We start from the raw sequence: 17,137 nt of genomic DNA on the forward strand, positions 1-17,137 counted from the left end.
AAAATTTTATATAGAAGAGATTATAACACAAGTAATTATAAGGTAAGGAGGCAGCATATGGAACGCATATATATACTGGATGAGCTTGATTGCGCTAACTGTGCAATGAAGATTGAAAAGCATGTAGGAAAAATCAAGGGTGTGAAGGAATGCTCGGTGGATTTTGTTAGTAAACGGATGTTTGTGGATATGGAGCATGAGGGGATTGAAGCTGTGCTCGAAGAAACGGTGCAGGCGATTGAACCGGATGTAATCCTGCGGCGTAAGGATGATAAAAAGGCAGCTTCTGGCGGGAAGCAGGAGGCAAGCGGGAAAGCTGGACATCCCGAAGCAGAGGAACACCATCCTGCACAGAAAGACTGTACCTGCGAAAAAGCGCATCATCACGACCATGCAGACTGTGCCTGCGCACACACGGATGGACATGATCACCACGAAGCCTGCAATGGTTCACATGCACATGAAAATGACGGACACCATCATCATGAAGGCTGTGGCTGCGGGCATGACCATGCTCATGAAGCACATGAGGATCGTGAAATACAGGGAGCACTCAAGCTGTATGTGAAAAATCTCGATTGTGCCAACTGTGCAAATAAAATCGAAGCATATGTCCGCAAGATGGACAATATAAGGGATACCAGCATGAACTTTTCACAGGGTGTTCTGTTTGTTGAGCTGCAGGATGCAAGCCGCAGCGAGGAAACCATCAAAGCGGTTATGGCGGTTATACCTACCCTGGAGGACGGTGTGACTGTTGAGCTGGAGAAATCTACAGAAGAGGAAAAGCCTTCCCGAATGTTTTCCTTCCAGGAAAATGCACGGCTGTATCTGGGAATCCTGCTGTTTGCGGCAGCTGTTGTATTGGAAGCACAGTCCTGGTCTGTATGGCTGTTTCTGGCTGCTTATGTGATGGCAGGAGGTAAGGTGGTCTATATTGCACTGCGCAATATACTGAAGGGGGAGGTTTTTGATGAAAACTTCCTGATGAGTGTTGCGACCATCGGGGCACTGGCCATCGGCTCCTATGAGGAAGCGGTTGCTGTTATGATTTTTTACGAAATCGGGGAGATGTTTCAGTCCTATGCAGTGAATCGTTCCAGAAAATCGATTTCCTCGCTGATGAATATCCGTGCAGACTATGCCAATCTGTGGAAGGATGGAAAAGAGATTAGGGTTTCACCGGAGGCGGTTGGCCTTCATGATCTGATTGTGATCAAGCCGGGTGAGCGGGTACCGCTGGATGGTGTAATCGTTGAAGGAACGAGCTCTCTTGATACCTCGGCTCTGACAGGAGAATCTCTTCCAAGAGATGTCGGTGTGCAGGATGAGGTACTTGCAGGCGTCGTCAATCTAAGCGGTGTGCTGAAGGTGGAGGTCAGCAAGGAGTATGGGGAATCTACCGTATCGCGTATTCTGGAGCTGGTGGAGAATGCGAGCAGTAAAAAAGCACCGATGGAAAAATTCATCACACGCTTTGCAAAGGTGTATACGCCAACGGTTGTCTTTCTGGCAATCGCACTGGTTGTGCTGCCGATGCTGTTTATACCGGATGCCGTCTTCGCCGACTGGCTGTATCGGGCATTGACCTTCCTTGTTGTGTCCTGTCCGTGCGCACTGGTTATCAGTGTTCCTCTGGGCATGTTTGCCGGAATCGGGGCAGCAAGCAAATCCGGCATACTGATTAAAGGCGGCAATTATCTGGAGGCATTGAAGGATATTGATACGGTTGTGTTTGATAAAACCGGAACTCTGACAAAGGGCGTATTTACAGTAACACAGATACATGCCATACAGCGCAGTGCGGATGAGCTGCTGGAAATGGCAGCCTATGCGGAAAATTATTCTACTCACCCGATTGCACTTTCCATTCGCAAGGCATATGCAAAGACGATCGATACGGAAAGACTGAGCCGATATGAAGAGGTTGCCGGGAACGGAATTCATGTACAGCTGGATCAGCATGAGCTGCTGGTGGGAAATTACAAGCTGATGCAGGCTAACGGTATCACCTATGAAGAAAATGATGCATTAGGAACAATCGTGCATATCGCCGTTGACGGCACATATGAGGGCTATATTGTTATTGATGATGAAATCAAGGAAACCAGTAAGGAAGCCATTACTTCTTTGAAAAGCAGCGGTGTTAAGAAATGTGTTATGCTGAGCGGTGACCGCTATAAGGTGGGAGAGCATGTTGCGTCCGTTCTTGGATTGGATGAGGTTCACATGCAGCTGCTTCCTGCGGATAAGGTGGAGAAGGTCGAAGAGCTGCTGCAGCAGGAGAGTGAGCATGGCAAGCTGGCCTTTGTCGGTGATGGCATCAACGATGCGCCGGTACTTGCAAGAGCTGATATCGGTGTTGCGATGGGAGGCATTGGAAGTGATGCCGCAATCGAAGCTGCGGATGTCGTCTTGATGAAGGATGATCTTTCCGCATTGAGCACTGCAATCCGCATCGCAGGAAAAACCATGCAGATTTTATGGCAGAACATTGTATTCTCTCTGGGAATCAAGGTTGTAATCCTGATCTTAACAGCCTTTGGCATGGCAAATATGTGGATGGGGGTGTTTGCGGATGTCGGTGTGACACTGATTGCCATTCTGAATTCCATGCGCGCTTTAAAGATACGATAATCTAACTGTTTGTATTGCATAGAAAGAGAAGCTTTTGGAAACAGAAGCCTCTTTTCTTTTGCTGTGTTTCACAGATGCTTTTTTCTGACAGGAAGGAAAGTGATAAGTAATAATCCATACATATGACAGTGAAAGGGGAAGACGCAGCGTTTCAATGTGTCTGATTGCTGTTGAATAATGTAAGGGAAATGGGTATAATAGGGAATATTCCGAAAGGATGAGGTGATATCATGAAAAAATTTATATTATCTGTTTGCTGTTGTATGCTTCTGGTTACCGGCTGCAGTAATAAGGTGCAGGAAAAGGGGAAGGTGCAACAGATTGGAATCGAGGATGCTTTTTCCAAAATGGATAAAAAAGAAACGTTTCTGCTTATGATTACAAGAGATAAATGCTATTATTGCCAGCTGATGCACAAGATGCTGGAGGATACGATTGAGGATCATCCGACGACCATCTATAATGTGAAAATGGATGATTCCACGACCGAGAAACTGTATGCGGATAATGACCTGTTGAAAACCAGACTGGAAAAGCCCGGGACAACACCGCATGTTTATTATATTAAGGATGGGGTGGTCAAGGATGACATCACCGGCTTTGATGAAGAAAATCCGCTGGAGTTCTGGGATTGGGTAAAGAAGCATAATATCGAGAATCTGAAATAGAAACAGGAGGATGGAAAAACGTATCTTTCTTGCTTTAGAATATCGTTGCATCCTGGGATAGAAGGGAATCAATTTCATCGCTTAAAAACAATGAGGTTGATTCCTTTTTGTCTCAGTCATTACGGCTTTGCCTATTTTCAGATAGGAAGCAGGCAGGGGGTATTCTCTTAGGTTATGTGTCCTGCACAGATTTTATGACAGGAGAATGACATAAAATGAAAAAACTTATGAAAATCTTTTAAAAGGATTGATAATTTTTTTCATAACCGCTATAATAGTAAAGTGAGTAAGAAAGCTTTTCATGGAAGTTGAAGAAAGTGATGTGTTGATATGAAAACGTGGCAGGAGGTTTATGCAAACGCAAAAGCTCTGTGCGCAAAATGCAGATGCTGTCCGGTATGCAATGGATTGGCATGTCGAGGCGAAACACCCGGTCCCGGAGGAAAGGGCAGCGGGAGTGCATTTGTAAGAAATGCTGAAATGCTGAAAAAGGTATTCATTACCATGGATACAATCAGTGACAATACGGAAATCGATACGACTTCCGAATTTTTTGGCCATAAGGTATCATTACCGGTGTATGCGGCACCAATCAGCGGTATCCTGCAGAATTATGGTGCAGAGCTGGATGATATGAGCTATACCAGAGCGCTGGTGGATGGCTGCCGCCGTGCGGGAACACTGGCATTTACCGGAGACGGTATGCATGATGAAATGTTCAAAGGCCCGATGTCTGTGGTCGCACAGCATGAAGGCTTCGGTGTGCCGACGATTAAGCCGTGGAGCAGGGAGCATATGGCCTGGCGGATCGAACTGGCGAAAGAAGGACATGCGCTGGCAATTGCCAGTGATATTGATGCCAGCGGTCTGACAAATCTGAGAACAAGCATTACACCAGTCGGATTTAAAAATGTTGAGGAGCTAAAGGAAATTACGCGAATCTGTGGAGATGTTCCTTTTATTCTGAAGGGGATACTCAGCGTGAAGGGAGCCCGCAAGGCACTGGAGGCAGGAGCATCCGGTATTATTGTAAGTAACCATGGCGGCCGTGTTCTGGACGACTGTCTGTCCGGTATCGAAGTGCTGGAGGACATCGTGAAGGTGGTAGACGGACGTATGAAGGTATTTGTGGACGGCGCGTTCCGTACAGGAAATGACGTTTTCAAAGCACTTGCACTGGGGGCTGACGGCGTATTGATTGGCCGGCCGGTTTCCCAGGCGGTTATTGGAGATGGCAGCGACGGCCTTGTGACCTATTTGGAAAAAATCAGACTGGAGTTAAAAGAAGCGATGGCAATGGCTGGTTGTAAGACGATTCAGGATATAACCAGAGATTGCGTCAGCGTAACATTCTAAAGGAGGAGATCATTATGAATTCTTTTGAGAACAATGCATTTTTCTGGCAGAAGCTGGATACTTTGTTTTTATCAAGCAAGCTCGTAATCGACAGACCCAGAAATACCTGTCATTACAAATACAGCAACCTGGTATATCCTGTGGATTACGGGTATCTGAATGATACCACAGGCTCTGATCAGGCACCGATTGATGTTTTCAGAGGCAGTGAGAAAAGCAATCTCGTACAATCCGTTGTAATCAGCGCAGATATATTGAAAAAAGACTGCGAGGTCAAGCTGCTGGTTGGCTGTACGGAGGAAGACGAAAATGATATTCTGGAATTTCTGAATCAGACAGAATTTCAGAAGGCTGTATTGATTCGTCGCGGAAATGAAGTTCCGGAATGGGCACAGAACGATTAGGCTGAAGTAATTCAGCTTTTTTTCATATTTATGGACAGAAACAAAGCTGTTTTGTGATACATGGCATATGTAGAACGAGGAGGTGCTGCCCCCTGTAGGTGGAAAGAGCTTCCTGCCGTTTCCCGGTATTTTATGCAGGAGCTGTTGTTTTTTTGATTCTTACCATGCATGAATCCTTCTTTTTTTCCATACAGTAGAAAAGGAGGTCTTTTGCATGAAAAAATTATTGATTATAGGATTGCTGCTGTGCCTGATGAGCGGGTGCCAAAAAAATACGGGTACCTTTGCACAGGGGGATAAAAATCTTTCCAGCGTATTTGCGGATATCAACGAACAGATTGCGGACGGAGCCTTTTCAATTCCATTGTTAAAGGACACTGCGCTGAGTGAGCGGGAGGTGGAAACACTCTATCAGCTGGATATGACGAAAATAGAAAGCTGTATGGTGAAAACCGCTGCTGTGCAGGCACAGCTTGGGGAAATTGCATTGTTTCAGGTGAAGAAGGAACATGAGGGGGATGTGAAGAAGGCGATTAAAAGCCGCAAGGAAGCATTGAAAAAGCAGTGGGGCGCTTATGTTCCGGAGGCGGCAGACCTGCTGTATCAGGCAAAAGAAGGCAGAATCGGTCAGTATTATTACTTTGTTCTTGGTTCAGACAGTGAAAAGGTGGTAAACTATATGCAGAAGATGGATGCATAACGCATGCATTTATGGTATAGTAGAGCAGTTAATGAAGCAAGGCAGGTGAAGGTATGAAGTGGATCATGGATCTGTATCGGGAATTTACATCGTTTGAAGGAAGTCTCTTTAAATACTCCCTGTCTTTTTCTCTGCTGCTGGCACTTGCCCCCAGTCTGCTGCTGATTGCGATGCTGTTTCGCTTTGCATATCTGCCGATGGATATCATTATGAAGTTTCTGATCAGCTTTATGCCGGATATGAGTATGGACGGACTGGATCAGGTATTTCAGTTCTTCGCAAATCAGAACTACAACATCACCTCCTTTATTGTGACGATGTGCGTGTCCTTTTATCTGGCAAGCAGAAGCATTTTCTCCTTTCTGCTGATCAGTGCCTCCCATGAGAGTGTAGAGGTTCCCAAGTGGTCGATCCGCATTAAGTCCGTGGTGCTGTTTGTATCCCTTGTTCTGCTTCTGGTCTTATCCATATTCATAGCAACAAGGCTGAATGAGTTTCTGCCGATTGTGTCTGCAGTTATCATGCTGCTTTTGTTCACCATGATGTATCGGGCATTGAGCTTTCGGAAGCGGAACTGGTCATTCGGTATCATCGGAGCGATGTTCTCAACCATCTGCATCCTGGGGCTGGCTGCCTTATTTGTAACAATCGTCAGTCATTTTACATCCTATAAGGATGTTTACGGCCCTCTTGCATCTCTGGTCACCCTGCTGCTGGCCATCTATCTGATATCCTGCATCATTTATCTGGGGTTTTGTCTGAATCTGATTTGTGAGGAGGAGTATGGCAGAGAAGAAGCACTGCCGTTAAAAAATGAGAAGTTTTTTATTCTGTGCAGTGAGCTGACGAAGAGAATACGCAGCCGTTTTTAAAGAAGGAAGAGGAAGAATTATATGAAAGTAACTATAAAGAAAACAGGGATCAACGGGGAAGGAATCGGGTATATCGACCGCATGCCGGTATTTGTACCGCAGGCACTGATCGGTGAGGAAGTGGAAATCCGCATTGTGGATAAACAGAAGCGCTATGCGACAGCGGAGCTGCAGCGGGTGGTTAAGAGCAGTAAGAACCGCATCCGTCCGAAATGTTTTATTCAGAATACCTGCGGTGCCTGTCCACTGATGATTGCCCGTTATCCGGCACAGCTGGAATACAAGCAGGATCTGTTGAAGCAGTCTCTGATAAAATATGCGCAAATCGATCCCAGAAAGGTTGCCCGTGTAAAGGCGAGTGAGGATGTATTCGGTTACCGGAATCAATTTAAGCTGCCCTGTGCCATGGAGGAAGGACGTCTGGTCAGCGGCTTGTTTATGCCGAATTCCAATTATTTTATCGATGTAAAAAAATGCTGGATACATGAGGACGGCCTGGAACGGGTCCGTATGGATATCATGCATGTGTTGAATACACACGGCTGTGTGTCCTATAATCCGCATGATAAAAAAGGTATCCGCAATCTGGTGGTTCGCGGCTTTGACAATCGCTATCAGTGTACAATTGTTACGGGCAATGATGAGCTTGATGAACGCCTGATTTCTGATCTGATGCGGATAAAGGGGCTTACGAGTCTGTGGCAGAGTATACATACAATTAAAAAGACACCGGAGGTGTTCGGTAATAAAATGATGCATCTGGCAGGGGAAACGAGTCTTGCGATGGAGCTGGACGGCTTAAAGCTTCGAATTTCACCGCGGTCATTCTTTCAGCTGAACAGCAAACAGGCAGTGCAGCTGTATCGGACGATTGCATCCATGGTGAAGGAGGACAATGAGCTGATCGTGGAGGCCTACAGTGGTATCGGTGCAATTTCCTTATATCTGAAGGATAAGGCAAAGGAAATCATCGGAATCGAAAGTATTAAGGATGCGGTAGTGAATGCCAATCAAAATGCAGCGCTGAATGGCTGTGAGCATGTTTCCTTTCTGTGTGACGATGCGGCAAACAAGCTGACCTATCTGTCGAAGAAGCGCAGTATTGATGTACTGGTTGTGGATCCGCCAAGAAGCGGTCTGGATGACGCCATGCTGGATTGCATTCTGCGAAGTAAAATTAAAAATATCATTTATGTTTCCTGTAATCCGGCAACGCTTGGAAAGAATCTGGCTGTACTGAGCTCACGTTATAATGTAGACAAGATTCAGCCAATCGATATCTTTCCTCATACTCCGCACGTTGAGAGTGTTGTCTTGATGTCACGAGTGAAGAAATAGATGTACGCAAAAGGCTTGAAAGCCGGGAATTTCAATGAAGCTGTTCGATTTCATGACAAAATGTATGAAATGAAGGACAGTCATCCGCCAATGATTGCTGAAGCTGACCTTCGTACAGCACAGGAAGCATAGATAATGCGAAGCAATGTCATACGTAATGAGGATGGGAAGACACATTGAAAAAACATAAAGTACGGCTCAAAACGGAAGAAAGACGTTTTGGGCGATAACCTGAGAAATTCTTTATTACAGGAGAAAATAAAATATGGACAGGAGGTCGCATAGCATATGGTAATGGATAATAATCCGTATGGAAGCAGAGAATTGGAATTTATAATTTTTTGTATTGAAAATGTTGCATTGAAACTAAATGTAGATGCACAGAAAGTGTATGCTGCCCTGACTGAACAAACAGATATTTTGAAGGAATATATCATACCGGAGTATGAAGTATTGCATACGCAGAGTAAAGAATATATCGTAGAAGATATTATTGACATAATGAAGGAAAAAGGGGTGAAATTATGAACTTATACCACGGTTCATTTGTGACAGTGGATAAGCCGGACTTAGTGCACTTTAGAGCGAATGTCGATTTTGGAAAAGGATTTTATGTCACGCCTATTTACGAGCAGGCAGAAAAATGGTGTGGCAGATTTAAGCGCCGTGGCAAGGAGGGCATAATATCAATTTATGATTTTGATGAAGCCTCATATGAAGTATTGAAGGTGTTAAAATTTATACTTATTCAGAAGAATGGCTGGATTATATTCTGAATTGCCGCAGAGGACTGGAAAGCGCAGATTACGATCTTGTCATCGGTGGTGTTGCAAATGACAAGGTGTTCAATACGGTGGAGCTTTTCCTTGATGGTTTCATTGATAAAATGGAGGCCATCAATAGACTGCGATACGAAAAGCCGAATCTGCAAATGTCCTTTCGAACGGTGAAGGCACTTTCTTATCTGCAATTTAAAGGGAGTGAAAAGCTATGAATGCAAATCCGATTCTCTTACAGAAGAAGTATGCTCGCGTGGTAGAGCTTTTTGCGAAGGAAAACTGCATCTCATCGGATAAGGCATTAGATGTTTTTTATCATTCAGAGCTCTATAAACTCATGAGTGAGGAAGTATCAGATATGCATTGTATGAGCGATGAATATTTGGTGAAGGAGCTTGAAGAAGAGCAGAAAAATACAAAATAGCCTACTTTTGTGAGTGAGCGGAATGTATGTCAGAAAGATGAATTGGTCAGCACCGAAAACATAGGTATTTTGCTGTTTTGCGATTATGTTTGTAATAGCTTAACTTTTACACGTTGAGAGTATTGTCTTGATGTCACGAAAGAATAAATAAAGTGTCAAAGAATATCTAAAACAAGGGATTTCTAATGTCAGGCTGACGTTGGAAATCCCTTTCCTTATATTTGTCAGAATCCATCTATCTTTTTTCAAAGAGTTATGTGTAAATAATCATAAGGATACAAATGAGACAGCCGCATGGATAGCGAACAGAAAAGAAGAATCTTAGATGCCCTTATGCATCTAACGACCCAGGGAATATGCTTACCGGAAAAAATACTCCTTAAGGAAATGCAGAAAAACGGCATTGATGAGGGAATCGTCATCAGTGATTCCGTAATTACAAGTGAAATCCAAAGCTTAAAGGATTGTCTGGAACTATTCTCAGACAACTGCAATGTTCATGTCGTTGGCGGAATCAGTCCGTTTTTCAATTACAAGGAGCAGTTAAAACTGCTGGATACGGCTCTATCAGAAAAAAGATTGTAGGAATCAAGCTGTTTTGCGGACATGAGTCGTTTTATCTGTCAGACAATATCCTGGAGCCGGTTTATGCGCTTGCTGAAACATATAATGTGCCGGTATTGTTTCATTCGGAAAAAGACAGCTCACAATATGCATCCTATTTTGCCGTATGCTAAATATCACCTTTGTCTGCTGTCACTGCCATTATCCGAATGTAGAGGTATGTTTTCAGCGTTATAAACATGTAAATTACATCGTGTTTGATATTTCCTCCATTGCGGATGCACAAATGACAGCGGATATGAGAAAGACTGTCAATCCGAATTTAAAGACATCCTGACGCTATCACGTCCGGCTCTGATTATGCAGGGTGACCTCAGGCAGATCATTTGCATTTCGCCATGTCTCTTGCAGTATCGGATGATATACGAAGCAGGTTGTTGTATAAGGAAAATGAAGCACATAAATTTATGAATATATAGCCATATTGATATACATACGGCCTGTGTCTGTAGCTATCCACTATGGTGGCAGACAAATCGTGCAGTTGAATCCTATACATTAAGCTTTTCCTATGCCATCTGATGATTTGTATGCAGAATTTGCCTTTTTTTGCGGACTTACAGCAAAGAGAGTTTCTCTATTCAATAATCTATAGTATAATACCTGTAACTGAATGTTGAGAGGGGGGGCGCATATGTATTCCCTGGGAAAAAAGCAGAAAACGCATACAAAGCTGGCCATCGGTATTCTGATTCTCATGATTATAACAATGATTGGTTTGAGTTCTATGATGATACAGCAGAGCAAATCACTGATTATGAATGAAACACAGCGGTATCTTTCTGAATTATCGAAACAGACTTCAAGCAGAGTGGATCAGAATATTGCAAAAAATATTGCACAGCTGCGTGAGGTCAGTTCAAATCTGTCAGAGATTGCCACAACCGATGCTGTCGGACAGACCATCATAGACAGTGTTCTAAAGGAGAACGACTTCTCATGGATTGGCTATGTGGATATGAACGGTCTTCTGCATGTAAAAAATCATAAGACAGTCTCTGTCGAAACGCTGGAAATCGTGCTGGATGCTCTCCATAAGCAGAAAAGCGGCGTGAGTAAGCAGCTGGAAACGCTGTATGATGAAACGGGAATTCTGTATGCAGTTCCTTTTTATGTACAGGGGCACATAAAAGGAGCGATGGTTGCCTGGAGCAATACGGAAACTCTGCAGCTGCTCTCGGATACCGATACCTTCAACGGTGTTGGCTTCAGCTATATCATTTCGCAGGATGGCGATTTTATTATGCATTCCAGTAACCAGTACGCCGTATTTCTAAAAAATGACTTCTATAATAGCATTCAGGATGTGGCGGATATCGACAGCGGAAGCTCTCTTTCTAAATTGAAGTCAGATATGCATTACAGAAAAAGCGGTACCATACATTATACGGTGCATCAGGATGTCCGTGGAGAACCTGAGGAAAGGACTCTGTACTATACACCTCTGCAGGAGGGGAGCTGGTATCTGTTGTCCATAGCACCAAGTATGATTTATGCCAAAAATATACAGGACTATACGAATTTTTCGATTATGATCAATGTATTCATCTTTCTGGTCTTCGGTATCCTTATACTCTATATTTTGTTCACGAATACGAAATTCAATAAGGAAATCTATCGTGTTGCCTATGTGGATCCTGTGACCAACGGCTTTACTGCACCACGGTTTGAAAAGGAGCTGCAGAGGATTCTGGAGAATTTTCAGTCCTTTGCGTTCGTTTCCGTCGATATTCGTAAATTCAAGCTTATCAATGACTCCTTCGGGAGCAGGGATGGAGACCGGGTATTGCAGTATGTGCATGACTGCCTGCAATCCTATTTGAAGGAAGGTGAATTTCTTGCCAGAATCTCATCGGATACATACAATCTGGTGTTGTTTACAACGGATACGGCAGAGATTCGTGAACGTCTGGAAGCGATGACGGATAAGGTGAACTCCTATAATCAGAGTAAGGAACAAACCTATTATCTGCCGTTGGATTGCGGCATCTATATTGTGACAGACAGCAGCATTGATATCGTCAATATACGTGATCGGGCAAACACCGCCAGAAAAAACAATAAGGACATGATCAGTCGCCATATGTGCTCCTGTGTATTTTATGATGACTATGACCGTGTGCAGATGCTGAAAGAGAAGAAAATGGAGAATTCCATGCAGCAGGCTCTTGAGAATGGTGAATTTATTGTATATCTGCAGCCGAAAATCAATCTGGAGAAGAGTGAAATCGTCGGAGCAGAGGCACTGGTTCGCTGGAATTCACAGGATGGACTGATATCACCTGGGGAATTTATTCCGTTCTTTGAGAAAAACGGCTTTATTGTCAAGCTGGATCTGTATGTGTTTGACTGCGTCTGCCGTCTCTTGCAGGACTGGGAAAACAGGGGAATCGCGCCTATTCCAATCTCTGTGAACCTGTCAAGAAATCATCTTTTGGATCCGCAGTTTTTGAAAAAGTATGAGGTAATACAGAAAACATATGGTATAGCTTCCCATCTACTTGAGTTTGAGCTTACGGAAACTGTGGTATTTGAAAATCTGGAGCTGCTGAAAAATGTCATTGCACAGATTCATGCGGCAGGCTTTCAATGCTCGATGGATGATTTTGGAAGCGGCTATTCCTCCCTGAACGTATTGAAGGAAATACCGGTTGACATATTGAAGCTGGATGGTGCATTCTTCGATAAGGAAGGGGACCCTAGAGGCAATGATGTTGTGGAGACTGCGATTGAGCTTGCCAGAAAGCTTGGGATGAAAACTGTGGCAGAGGGTGTGGAAACCTTTACACAGGTGGAATTTTTGCGAAATGCAGATTGTGATATGGTGCAGGGATATGTATTCTCCAAACCGTTGTCAATTGAGAATTTTGAAGTTTTGGCGTTTTCGGCAAGGAAAGCAAAAACGCTACACGAATTCCAAATACGACAAGACGGGTAAGACTTCAAACGAATAAAGACGAAGACTGCCACAAACACAGGGCAGCCCTTCTGAAATTCAGTTTTAGTGGGATATGATGATCAATACCACCTGAAATACAGTTTTTGCGGCATAGGATGATCATTACCACATATTTGTCATAACCAATACGTTTGAAAGAATAACGGGATCGACTGAGACTCGTTCAGAATCATGTATTTCAAAACAGGCACAAGAGGAGAGAAATATGAGATGATGCAGTTTCTCGGGTACTTTCTCGATTGTGGGTAAACTTAACATAGGGAGACTTCCATACGATTATAGTTATCAATAGAAGTCGATGTCTCCCTTTCGCAAACACCCTAAAGTAAGAAAGAACCGTTTCTCGATTTCCTCTTTTTCTTATACCCGTTTTCAGAATTCATGATACGTTTGAATGATATATGCTTTTGTGCACAGGGTTTCTTTCAATGCAGCTTTTCGTATAGACTTACAATCATACATTATTTTATTCGCAATCCACAGGATGAGCTGCAGCATCATTTCACCGACTCACTCTTATCCTGTGGTAGTATAGGAGCTGTACCTGAGCGATATCATATAAGAAAACATGTCCTGTTTTTACAAGCCGTTCAGGAACGCATGTGATATCATACGTAAAAAGAAAGGAGCGCAGCAGAATAGGCACTGCGCAGATTAGACAATGACAAAACTAGATATAACAAAAACAGGTCGATGGATGCATCGCAATGCCAGAGGGCTGGAGCTGGCAAAATGGCGTTTTTACTTTGAGGGTGGTGATGCAGGGGCTGTGGTTGACGAATTGCAGTATTATCAAAATACAGATGGAGGATTCGCTCATGCTTTAGAGGCGGACTGCTGGAATCCTGCCTCTGCACCCTCTCAGATGTTTTATGCGATACATATTCTTCATGAGCTTGAATACCAGGATAAAACACATCCGGTTATACAGGGGATGTTGCGCTATCTGGAAAGTGGAAAGGATATGGAGGACGGCTTCTGGATCAGTATTCTTTCCTCCAATAATGAATATCCGCATGCGCCGTGGTGGACGAAGACAGAGAAAAAAACGTTTGATGTCTATATGCCGAATGCAGATATATGCTGGTTCATTCTGAAATTCGCACAGAAAGACAGCTCTCTGTATACTAAAGCGGAATCAATGGTACAGCGTATGATGGTTTTGTTCCTTTCGCAGAAAGAGGTTGAACCGCATTCTCTGGAGTCTATGATGTTTCTTCTGCGTGAACTGCAGAAGACGGGAAGCTTTTGCGGACCGCAGGCAGATGCTGCCGCTGCCCATGGAATTCAGCTGATGCGGGGATTGATTGAAGAAGATCCTGATAATTGGAATGCATACTGCATTACGCCGTCATTTTTCATACACGATCGTCTTCATCCGCTATATCCGGAATATAGTAATCTTCTGAAGCTGGAGGTTCAAAGAATTACGGAAACAAGAGATGCCGAGGGTTGCTGGGATATCAACTGGGTATGGCAGGGGTATGAGAACGAATATCGCCTGAGTGCAAACTGGTGGAAGAGCAGCGTTACCATGCAGAAGCTGATGCTGTATGAGACCTTTGCATAAAAATGTGCAATGCCGTAAGACTGTGTCAATTCTCTGTTGTAGACGGCTGTATCCATCACATCTGAACCTATAGGACAGCATAGCTAACGCCTTTCGATAAAGTGGTTTTATGTCAGGGTAAATGTTTGACAGTAACGGGAAATTGAATGATTTATAGGAGGATGACTTATAGCGAATGCCTGGTCATCTTCTTTTTCATGTTTACAGGGAGGAGGCTGTGTGAAAAGTGGAAAAGTGAATATATGCAGTATATGTCTCATAAAAGTAATTGCTTCATCAGTATAATAAAGAACATGTGGTGATAAAAATAGAGGATACAGGGAAGATACAGGAATGTGAAGTGAACCCTTTCCTTTGGCTGTCCAAACTTTGGGGTTCGTTTCAAAGCGTCTGTTTTTTTGCGGATTCAGCTGGATCCTGTTTACTCACTATACTGTAAATTATGAAATGCATTATAATTATCAGGAACGCTTTTTCATACAAAAACAAACAAAAAGGAAAACAGATGGTTTGCCATGAGGAATTGATTTTTCTTTAGATGAAATACTATGATGATAAAGGAAATAGAAATCCAGGCTCTCAATATAATGGTTTAGGAAACGCATTGCCGGGATTATAAAGTAAGGGGGTCTACCCGTTTAGCCGCCTATGCATGGCTTGGAAGTGGATAGCCATACGGATTTCTCTAAAAGACTTTTTATTTCAGGGGTTTTGTACTAGAATAAAGGAAGAGCATAAGAGGAGGGTATTATGAAGGATACAATTAAATTAAAGGATTTTCTGGATTTTACATATCTGAGTAATCTGTCATTTGCACCGGATGAGGAGCATGGTGTTTTTGTCGGCAGCAAGTGTGTGGAGAAGGATAACAGCTATCAGATGAAGCTGTATCTGACGGATGGCGATACTGTGCGGCAGCTGACCAGCCATGGAAAGGAACAGCTCTATTTATGGGATGATAATGAAACTGTCCTGTTTGCCAATATGCGGGATGAGGAGGATCGAAAGGCTGTTGAAAATGGAGAGGAAAGAACCTGCTTCTATCGAATCAGCATTCATGGAGGAGAGGCTGTAAAGGCTTTTACCATACCATTACAGGTAACTTCCATCAAGAAGGCGGCAGATGGAGAATATGTATTCTGTGCGGATTTTCATTTGGAATATTCCCGCATATATCAAATGAATGCCGATGAGAAGGAAAAAATCCTTCAGGAAAAGAAGGATATGCAGGATTATGAGGTTCTGGATGAGCTGCCCTTTTATGGAAATGGCATGGGATATACGAATAAGAAACGAAACAGCCTGTTCCTGTATCACGAGCATGATGATGAAATATTGCGCATCAGTGAAGAAACCTGCAATGTATATGATGTAGAGCTTTCAGATAATCATGAGATTGTGTATTACACAGGTGAGAGCTACGCATGCAAACCCATAAATAAGGAAGGGGTATATTCTTATTACCGAAATACAGGAGAGCATCGTGAAATTCTTCCTGCAGGGCAGTGGTCGATTGGGAAAATTCTGCCATGGAAGGATAACATTATGATGGTGGCGAGTGAACAGAAGCGCTACGGTCTGAATGAAAACGGCATGTTTTATCAGCTGAATCCAAATAGCGGAGCGGTAGAGCTGTTTGCCTCCTATGAGGATGCTGTTGGCTCCAGCGTAGGCAGTGACTGTCGTTATGGTGGCGGTCAGAGCATCTGTCTGTATAAGGATACGGTGTATTTTATTACGACATTGTTCAATAGGAGCAGTGTATATGCTTTGCATAGTGATGGCAGCATTACACCTGTATATGACAGGGAGGGAAGTGTGGATGTTATCGCACTTGCAAAGGACCGTTTGTATTTTGCAGGTATGCAGGATATGCGTTTACAGGAGCTGTATTCATATGATATTCACGGAAAAAGCTGCAGGCAGTTAACCGGATTCAATGAGGAATTTTATGCGGAGAAGGATATCCGTCCATGCGTACCATGCAATTTCACACAGGATGGAATGGAGCTGTATGGCTGGGTGCTGGAGCCAAAGGAGTTTGATCCAAAGAAAACCTATCCGGCAATTCTGGATATTCATGGCGGACCGAAGACGGTGTATGGCGAGGTCTATTATCATGAAATGCAGGTGTGGGCAAATCAGGGATATTTTGTGTTTTTTATGAATCCGCGCGGAGGCGATGGCAGAGGTAACAGCTTTGCGGATATCCGTGGTAAGTACGGTACGATTGATTATGAGGATTTGATGAGATTCACAGATGAGGTACTGAAGAAATATCCGGCGATAGATACCGCGCGTGTCGGTGTGACAGGTGGCAGCTATGGCGGATTCATGACAAACTGGATCATCGGTCATACTGATCGATTTAAGGCTGCGGCAAGTCAGCGTTCTATCTCAAACTGGATAAGCTTTGCGCACACATCCGATATCGGAGAAATGTTCGGTGCTGATCAGCAGGGTGCTGACACATGGAAAAATGTAGATAAGCTGTGGTGGCATTCTCCTTTGAAATATGCAAATCAGTGTACGACGCCGACGCTGTTTATCCATAGTGATGAGGATTTCCGATGTCCATACAGTGAGGGAATGCAGATGTACAGTGCCTTGTGCGAGAATGGTGTTGCGACACGCTTGTGCATGTTTAAGGGAGAGAATCACGAGCTGTCCAGGAGTGGAAAGCCAAGACACAGAGTAAAGCGTCTAAAGGAAATTACGACCTGGATGGATACCTATCTGAAGGATTAAATAGAAAAGAAAAACGAGCAGGCTGTATTTGTTGAGGATACGTCTGTTCGTTTTTTTG

At 43.6% G+C, this 17,137-nt stretch carries 14 protein-coding genes and 1 pseudogene; all 15 read left to right on the forward strand.

Annotated features, from left to right (window positions below):
- Nucleotides 1–57 precede the first annotated feature (57 nt).
- On the forward strand, nt 58–2,637 hold the full coding sequence (locus tag ACESPQ_RS05235; RefSeq protein WP_373144029.1) for a heavy metal translocating P-type ATPase: 2,580 nt from the start codon (nt 58–60) through the stop codon (nt 2,635–2,637).
- Between the two features lie 230 nt (nt 2,638–2,867).
- Nucleotides 2,868–3,305 (forward strand): bacteriocin, encoded by a 438-nt coding sequence (locus ACESPQ_RS05240; RefSeq protein WP_373144030.1) that lies wholly within the window; start codon nt 2,868–2,870, stop codon nt 3,303–3,305.
- A 330-nt stretch (nt 3,306–3,635) separates the two neighbouring features.
- Nucleotides 3,636–4,661 carry an alpha-hydroxy-acid oxidizing protein gene (locus tag ACESPQ_RS05245; RefSeq protein ID WP_373144031.1) on the forward strand — a complete coding sequence of 342 codons (1,026 nt, stop codon included), beginning with the start codon at nt 3,636–3,638 and terminating at the stop codon, nt 4,659–4,661.
- Between the two features lie 14 nt (nt 4,662–4,675).
- Complete coding sequence (locus ACESPQ_RS05250) at nt 4,676–5,065, forward strand: inorganic diphosphatase (RefSeq protein ID WP_002608173.1); 390 nt, start codon at nt 4,676–4,678, stop codon at nt 5,063–5,065.
- Nucleotides 5,066–5,279: 214 nt separating this feature from the next.
- A complete protein-coding gene (locus ACESPQ_RS05255; RefSeq protein WP_109770469.1) occupies nt 5,280–5,765 on the forward strand; it encodes a DUF4358 domain-containing protein in 486 nt (161 codons plus the stop codon).
- 53 nt (nt 5,766–5,818) lie between these two features.
- Nucleotides 5,819–6,637, forward strand: a complete 819-nt coding sequence (locus tag ACESPQ_RS05260; protein ID WP_002608175.1) for a YihY/virulence factor BrkB family protein — start codon at nt 5,819–5,821, stop codon at nt 6,635–6,637.
- A gap of 21 nt (nt 6,638–6,658) precedes the next feature.
- On the forward strand, nt 6,659–7,975 hold the full coding sequence (gene rlmD, locus ACESPQ_RS05265) for a 23S rRNA (uracil(1939)-C(5))-methyltransferase RlmD (RefSeq protein ID WP_109770468.1): 1,317 nt from the start codon (nt 6,659–6,661) through the stop codon (nt 7,973–7,975).
- Nucleotides 7,976–8,107: a hypothetical protein gene (locus ACESPQ_RS05270; protein ID WP_258291355.1), complete on the forward strand. Its 132-nt coding sequence runs from the start codon at nt 7,976–7,978 to the stop codon at nt 8,105–8,107.
- Nucleotides 8,108–8,263: 156 nt separating this feature from the next.
- Nucleotides 8,264–8,503, forward strand: coding sequence for a DUF3791 domain-containing protein (locus ACESPQ_RS05275; RefSeq protein ID WP_109770467.1), 240 nt, complete (start codon nt 8,264–8,266; stop codon nt 8,501–8,503).
- A pseudogene (locus tag ACESPQ_RS05280) lies at nt 8,500–8,969 on the forward strand (DUF3990 domain-containing protein). The gene ACESPQ_RS05275 and the pseudogene ACESPQ_RS05280 overlap by 4 nt, the downstream one beginning before the upstream one ends.
- On the forward strand, nt 8,966–9,178 hold the full coding sequence (locus ACESPQ_RS05285; protein WP_109770466.1) for a DUF3791 domain-containing protein: 213 nt from the start codon (nt 8,966–8,968) through the stop codon (nt 9,176–9,178). The pseudogene ACESPQ_RS05280 and the gene ACESPQ_RS05285 overlap by 4 nt, the downstream one beginning before the upstream one ends.
- A gap of 294 nt (nt 9,179–9,472) precedes the next feature.
- Nucleotides 9,473–9,763, forward strand: coding sequence for a hypothetical protein (locus ACESPQ_RS05290; RefSeq protein ID WP_373144032.1), 291 nt, complete (start codon nt 9,473–9,475; stop codon nt 9,761–9,763).
- A 673-nt stretch (nt 9,764–10,436) separates the two neighbouring features.
- The gene (locus tag ACESPQ_RS05295) at nt 10,437–12,740 is read left to right on the forward strand and encodes an EAL domain-containing protein (protein ID WP_109770465.1); all 2,304 of its coding nucleotides are present in this window, start codon (nt 10,437–10,439) and stop codon (nt 12,738–12,740) included.
- 682 nt (nt 12,741–13,422) lie between these two features.
- Nucleotides 13,423–14,331, forward strand: coding sequence for a hypothetical protein (locus tag ACESPQ_RS05300; protein ID WP_233105708.1), 909 nt, complete (start codon nt 13,423–13,425; stop codon nt 14,329–14,331).
- 750 nt (nt 14,332–15,081) lie between these two features.
- Nucleotides 15,082–17,079 (forward strand): alpha/beta hydrolase family protein, encoded by a 1,998-nt coding sequence (locus ACESPQ_RS05305; protein ID WP_109770463.1) that lies wholly within the window; start codon nt 15,082–15,084, stop codon nt 17,077–17,079.
- Nucleotides 17,080–17,137: the final 58 nt, after the last annotated feature.

The sequence above is a fragment of the Clostridium sp. HGF2 genome (assembly GCF_964240115.1).
Classification (GTDB): Bacteria; Bacillota_I; Bacilli_A; order Erysipelotrichales; family Erysipelotrichaceae; genus Clostridium_AQ; species Clostridium_AQ innocuum.

Coding starts and splice junctions, on each gene's coding strand:
- ACESPQ_RS05250 (WP_002608173.1), top strand. CDS start 4,676: ATGAATTCTTTTGAGAACAATGCATTTTTCTGGCAGAAGCTGGATACT.
- ACESPQ_RS05235 (WP_373144029.1), top strand. CDS start 58: ATGGAACGCATATATATACTGGATGAGCTTGATTGCGCTAACTGTGCA.
- ACESPQ_RS05255 (WP_109770469.1), top strand. CDS start 5,280: ATGAAAAAATTATTGATTATAGGATTGCTGCTGTGCCTGATGAGCGGG.
- ACESPQ_RS05305 (WP_109770463.1), top strand. CDS start 15,082: ATGAAGGATACAATTAAATTAAAGGATTTTCTGGATTTTACATATCTG.
- ACESPQ_RS05240 (WP_373144030.1), top strand. CDS start 2,868: ATGAAAAAATTTATATTATCTGTTTGCTGTTGTATGCTTCTGGTTACC.
- ACESPQ_RS05290 (WP_373144032.1), top strand. CDS start 9,473: ATGGATAGCGAACAGAAAAGAAGAATCTTAGATGCCCTTATGCATCTA.
- ACESPQ_RS05245 (WP_373144031.1), top strand. CDS start 3,636: ATGAAAACGTGGCAGGAGGTTTATGCAAACGCAAAAGCTCTGTGCGCA.
- ACESPQ_RS05295 (WP_109770465.1), top strand. CDS start 10,437: ATGTATTCCCTGGGAAAAAAGCAGAAAACGCATACAAAGCTGGCCATC.
- ACESPQ_RS05285 (WP_109770466.1), top strand. CDS start 8,966: ATGAATGCAAATCCGATTCTCTTACAGAAGAAGTATGCTCGCGTGGTA.
- ACESPQ_RS05275 (WP_109770467.1), top strand. CDS start 8,264: ATGGTAATGGATAATAATCCGTATGGAAGCAGAGAATTGGAATTTATA.
- ACESPQ_RS05300 (WP_233105708.1), top strand. CDS start 13,423: ATGACAAAACTAGATATAACAAAAACAGGTCGATGGATGCATCGCAAT.
- ACESPQ_RS05260 (WP_002608175.1), top strand. CDS start 5,819: ATGAAGTGGATCATGGATCTGTATCGGGAATTTACATCGTTTGAAGGA.
- ACESPQ_RS05270 (WP_258291355.1), top strand. CDS start 7,976: ATGTACGCAAAAGGCTTGAAAGCCGGGAATTTCAATGAAGCTGTTCGA.
- rlmD (WP_109770468.1), top strand. CDS start 6,659: ATGAAAGTAACTATAAAGAAAACAGGGATCAACGGGGAAGGAATCGGG.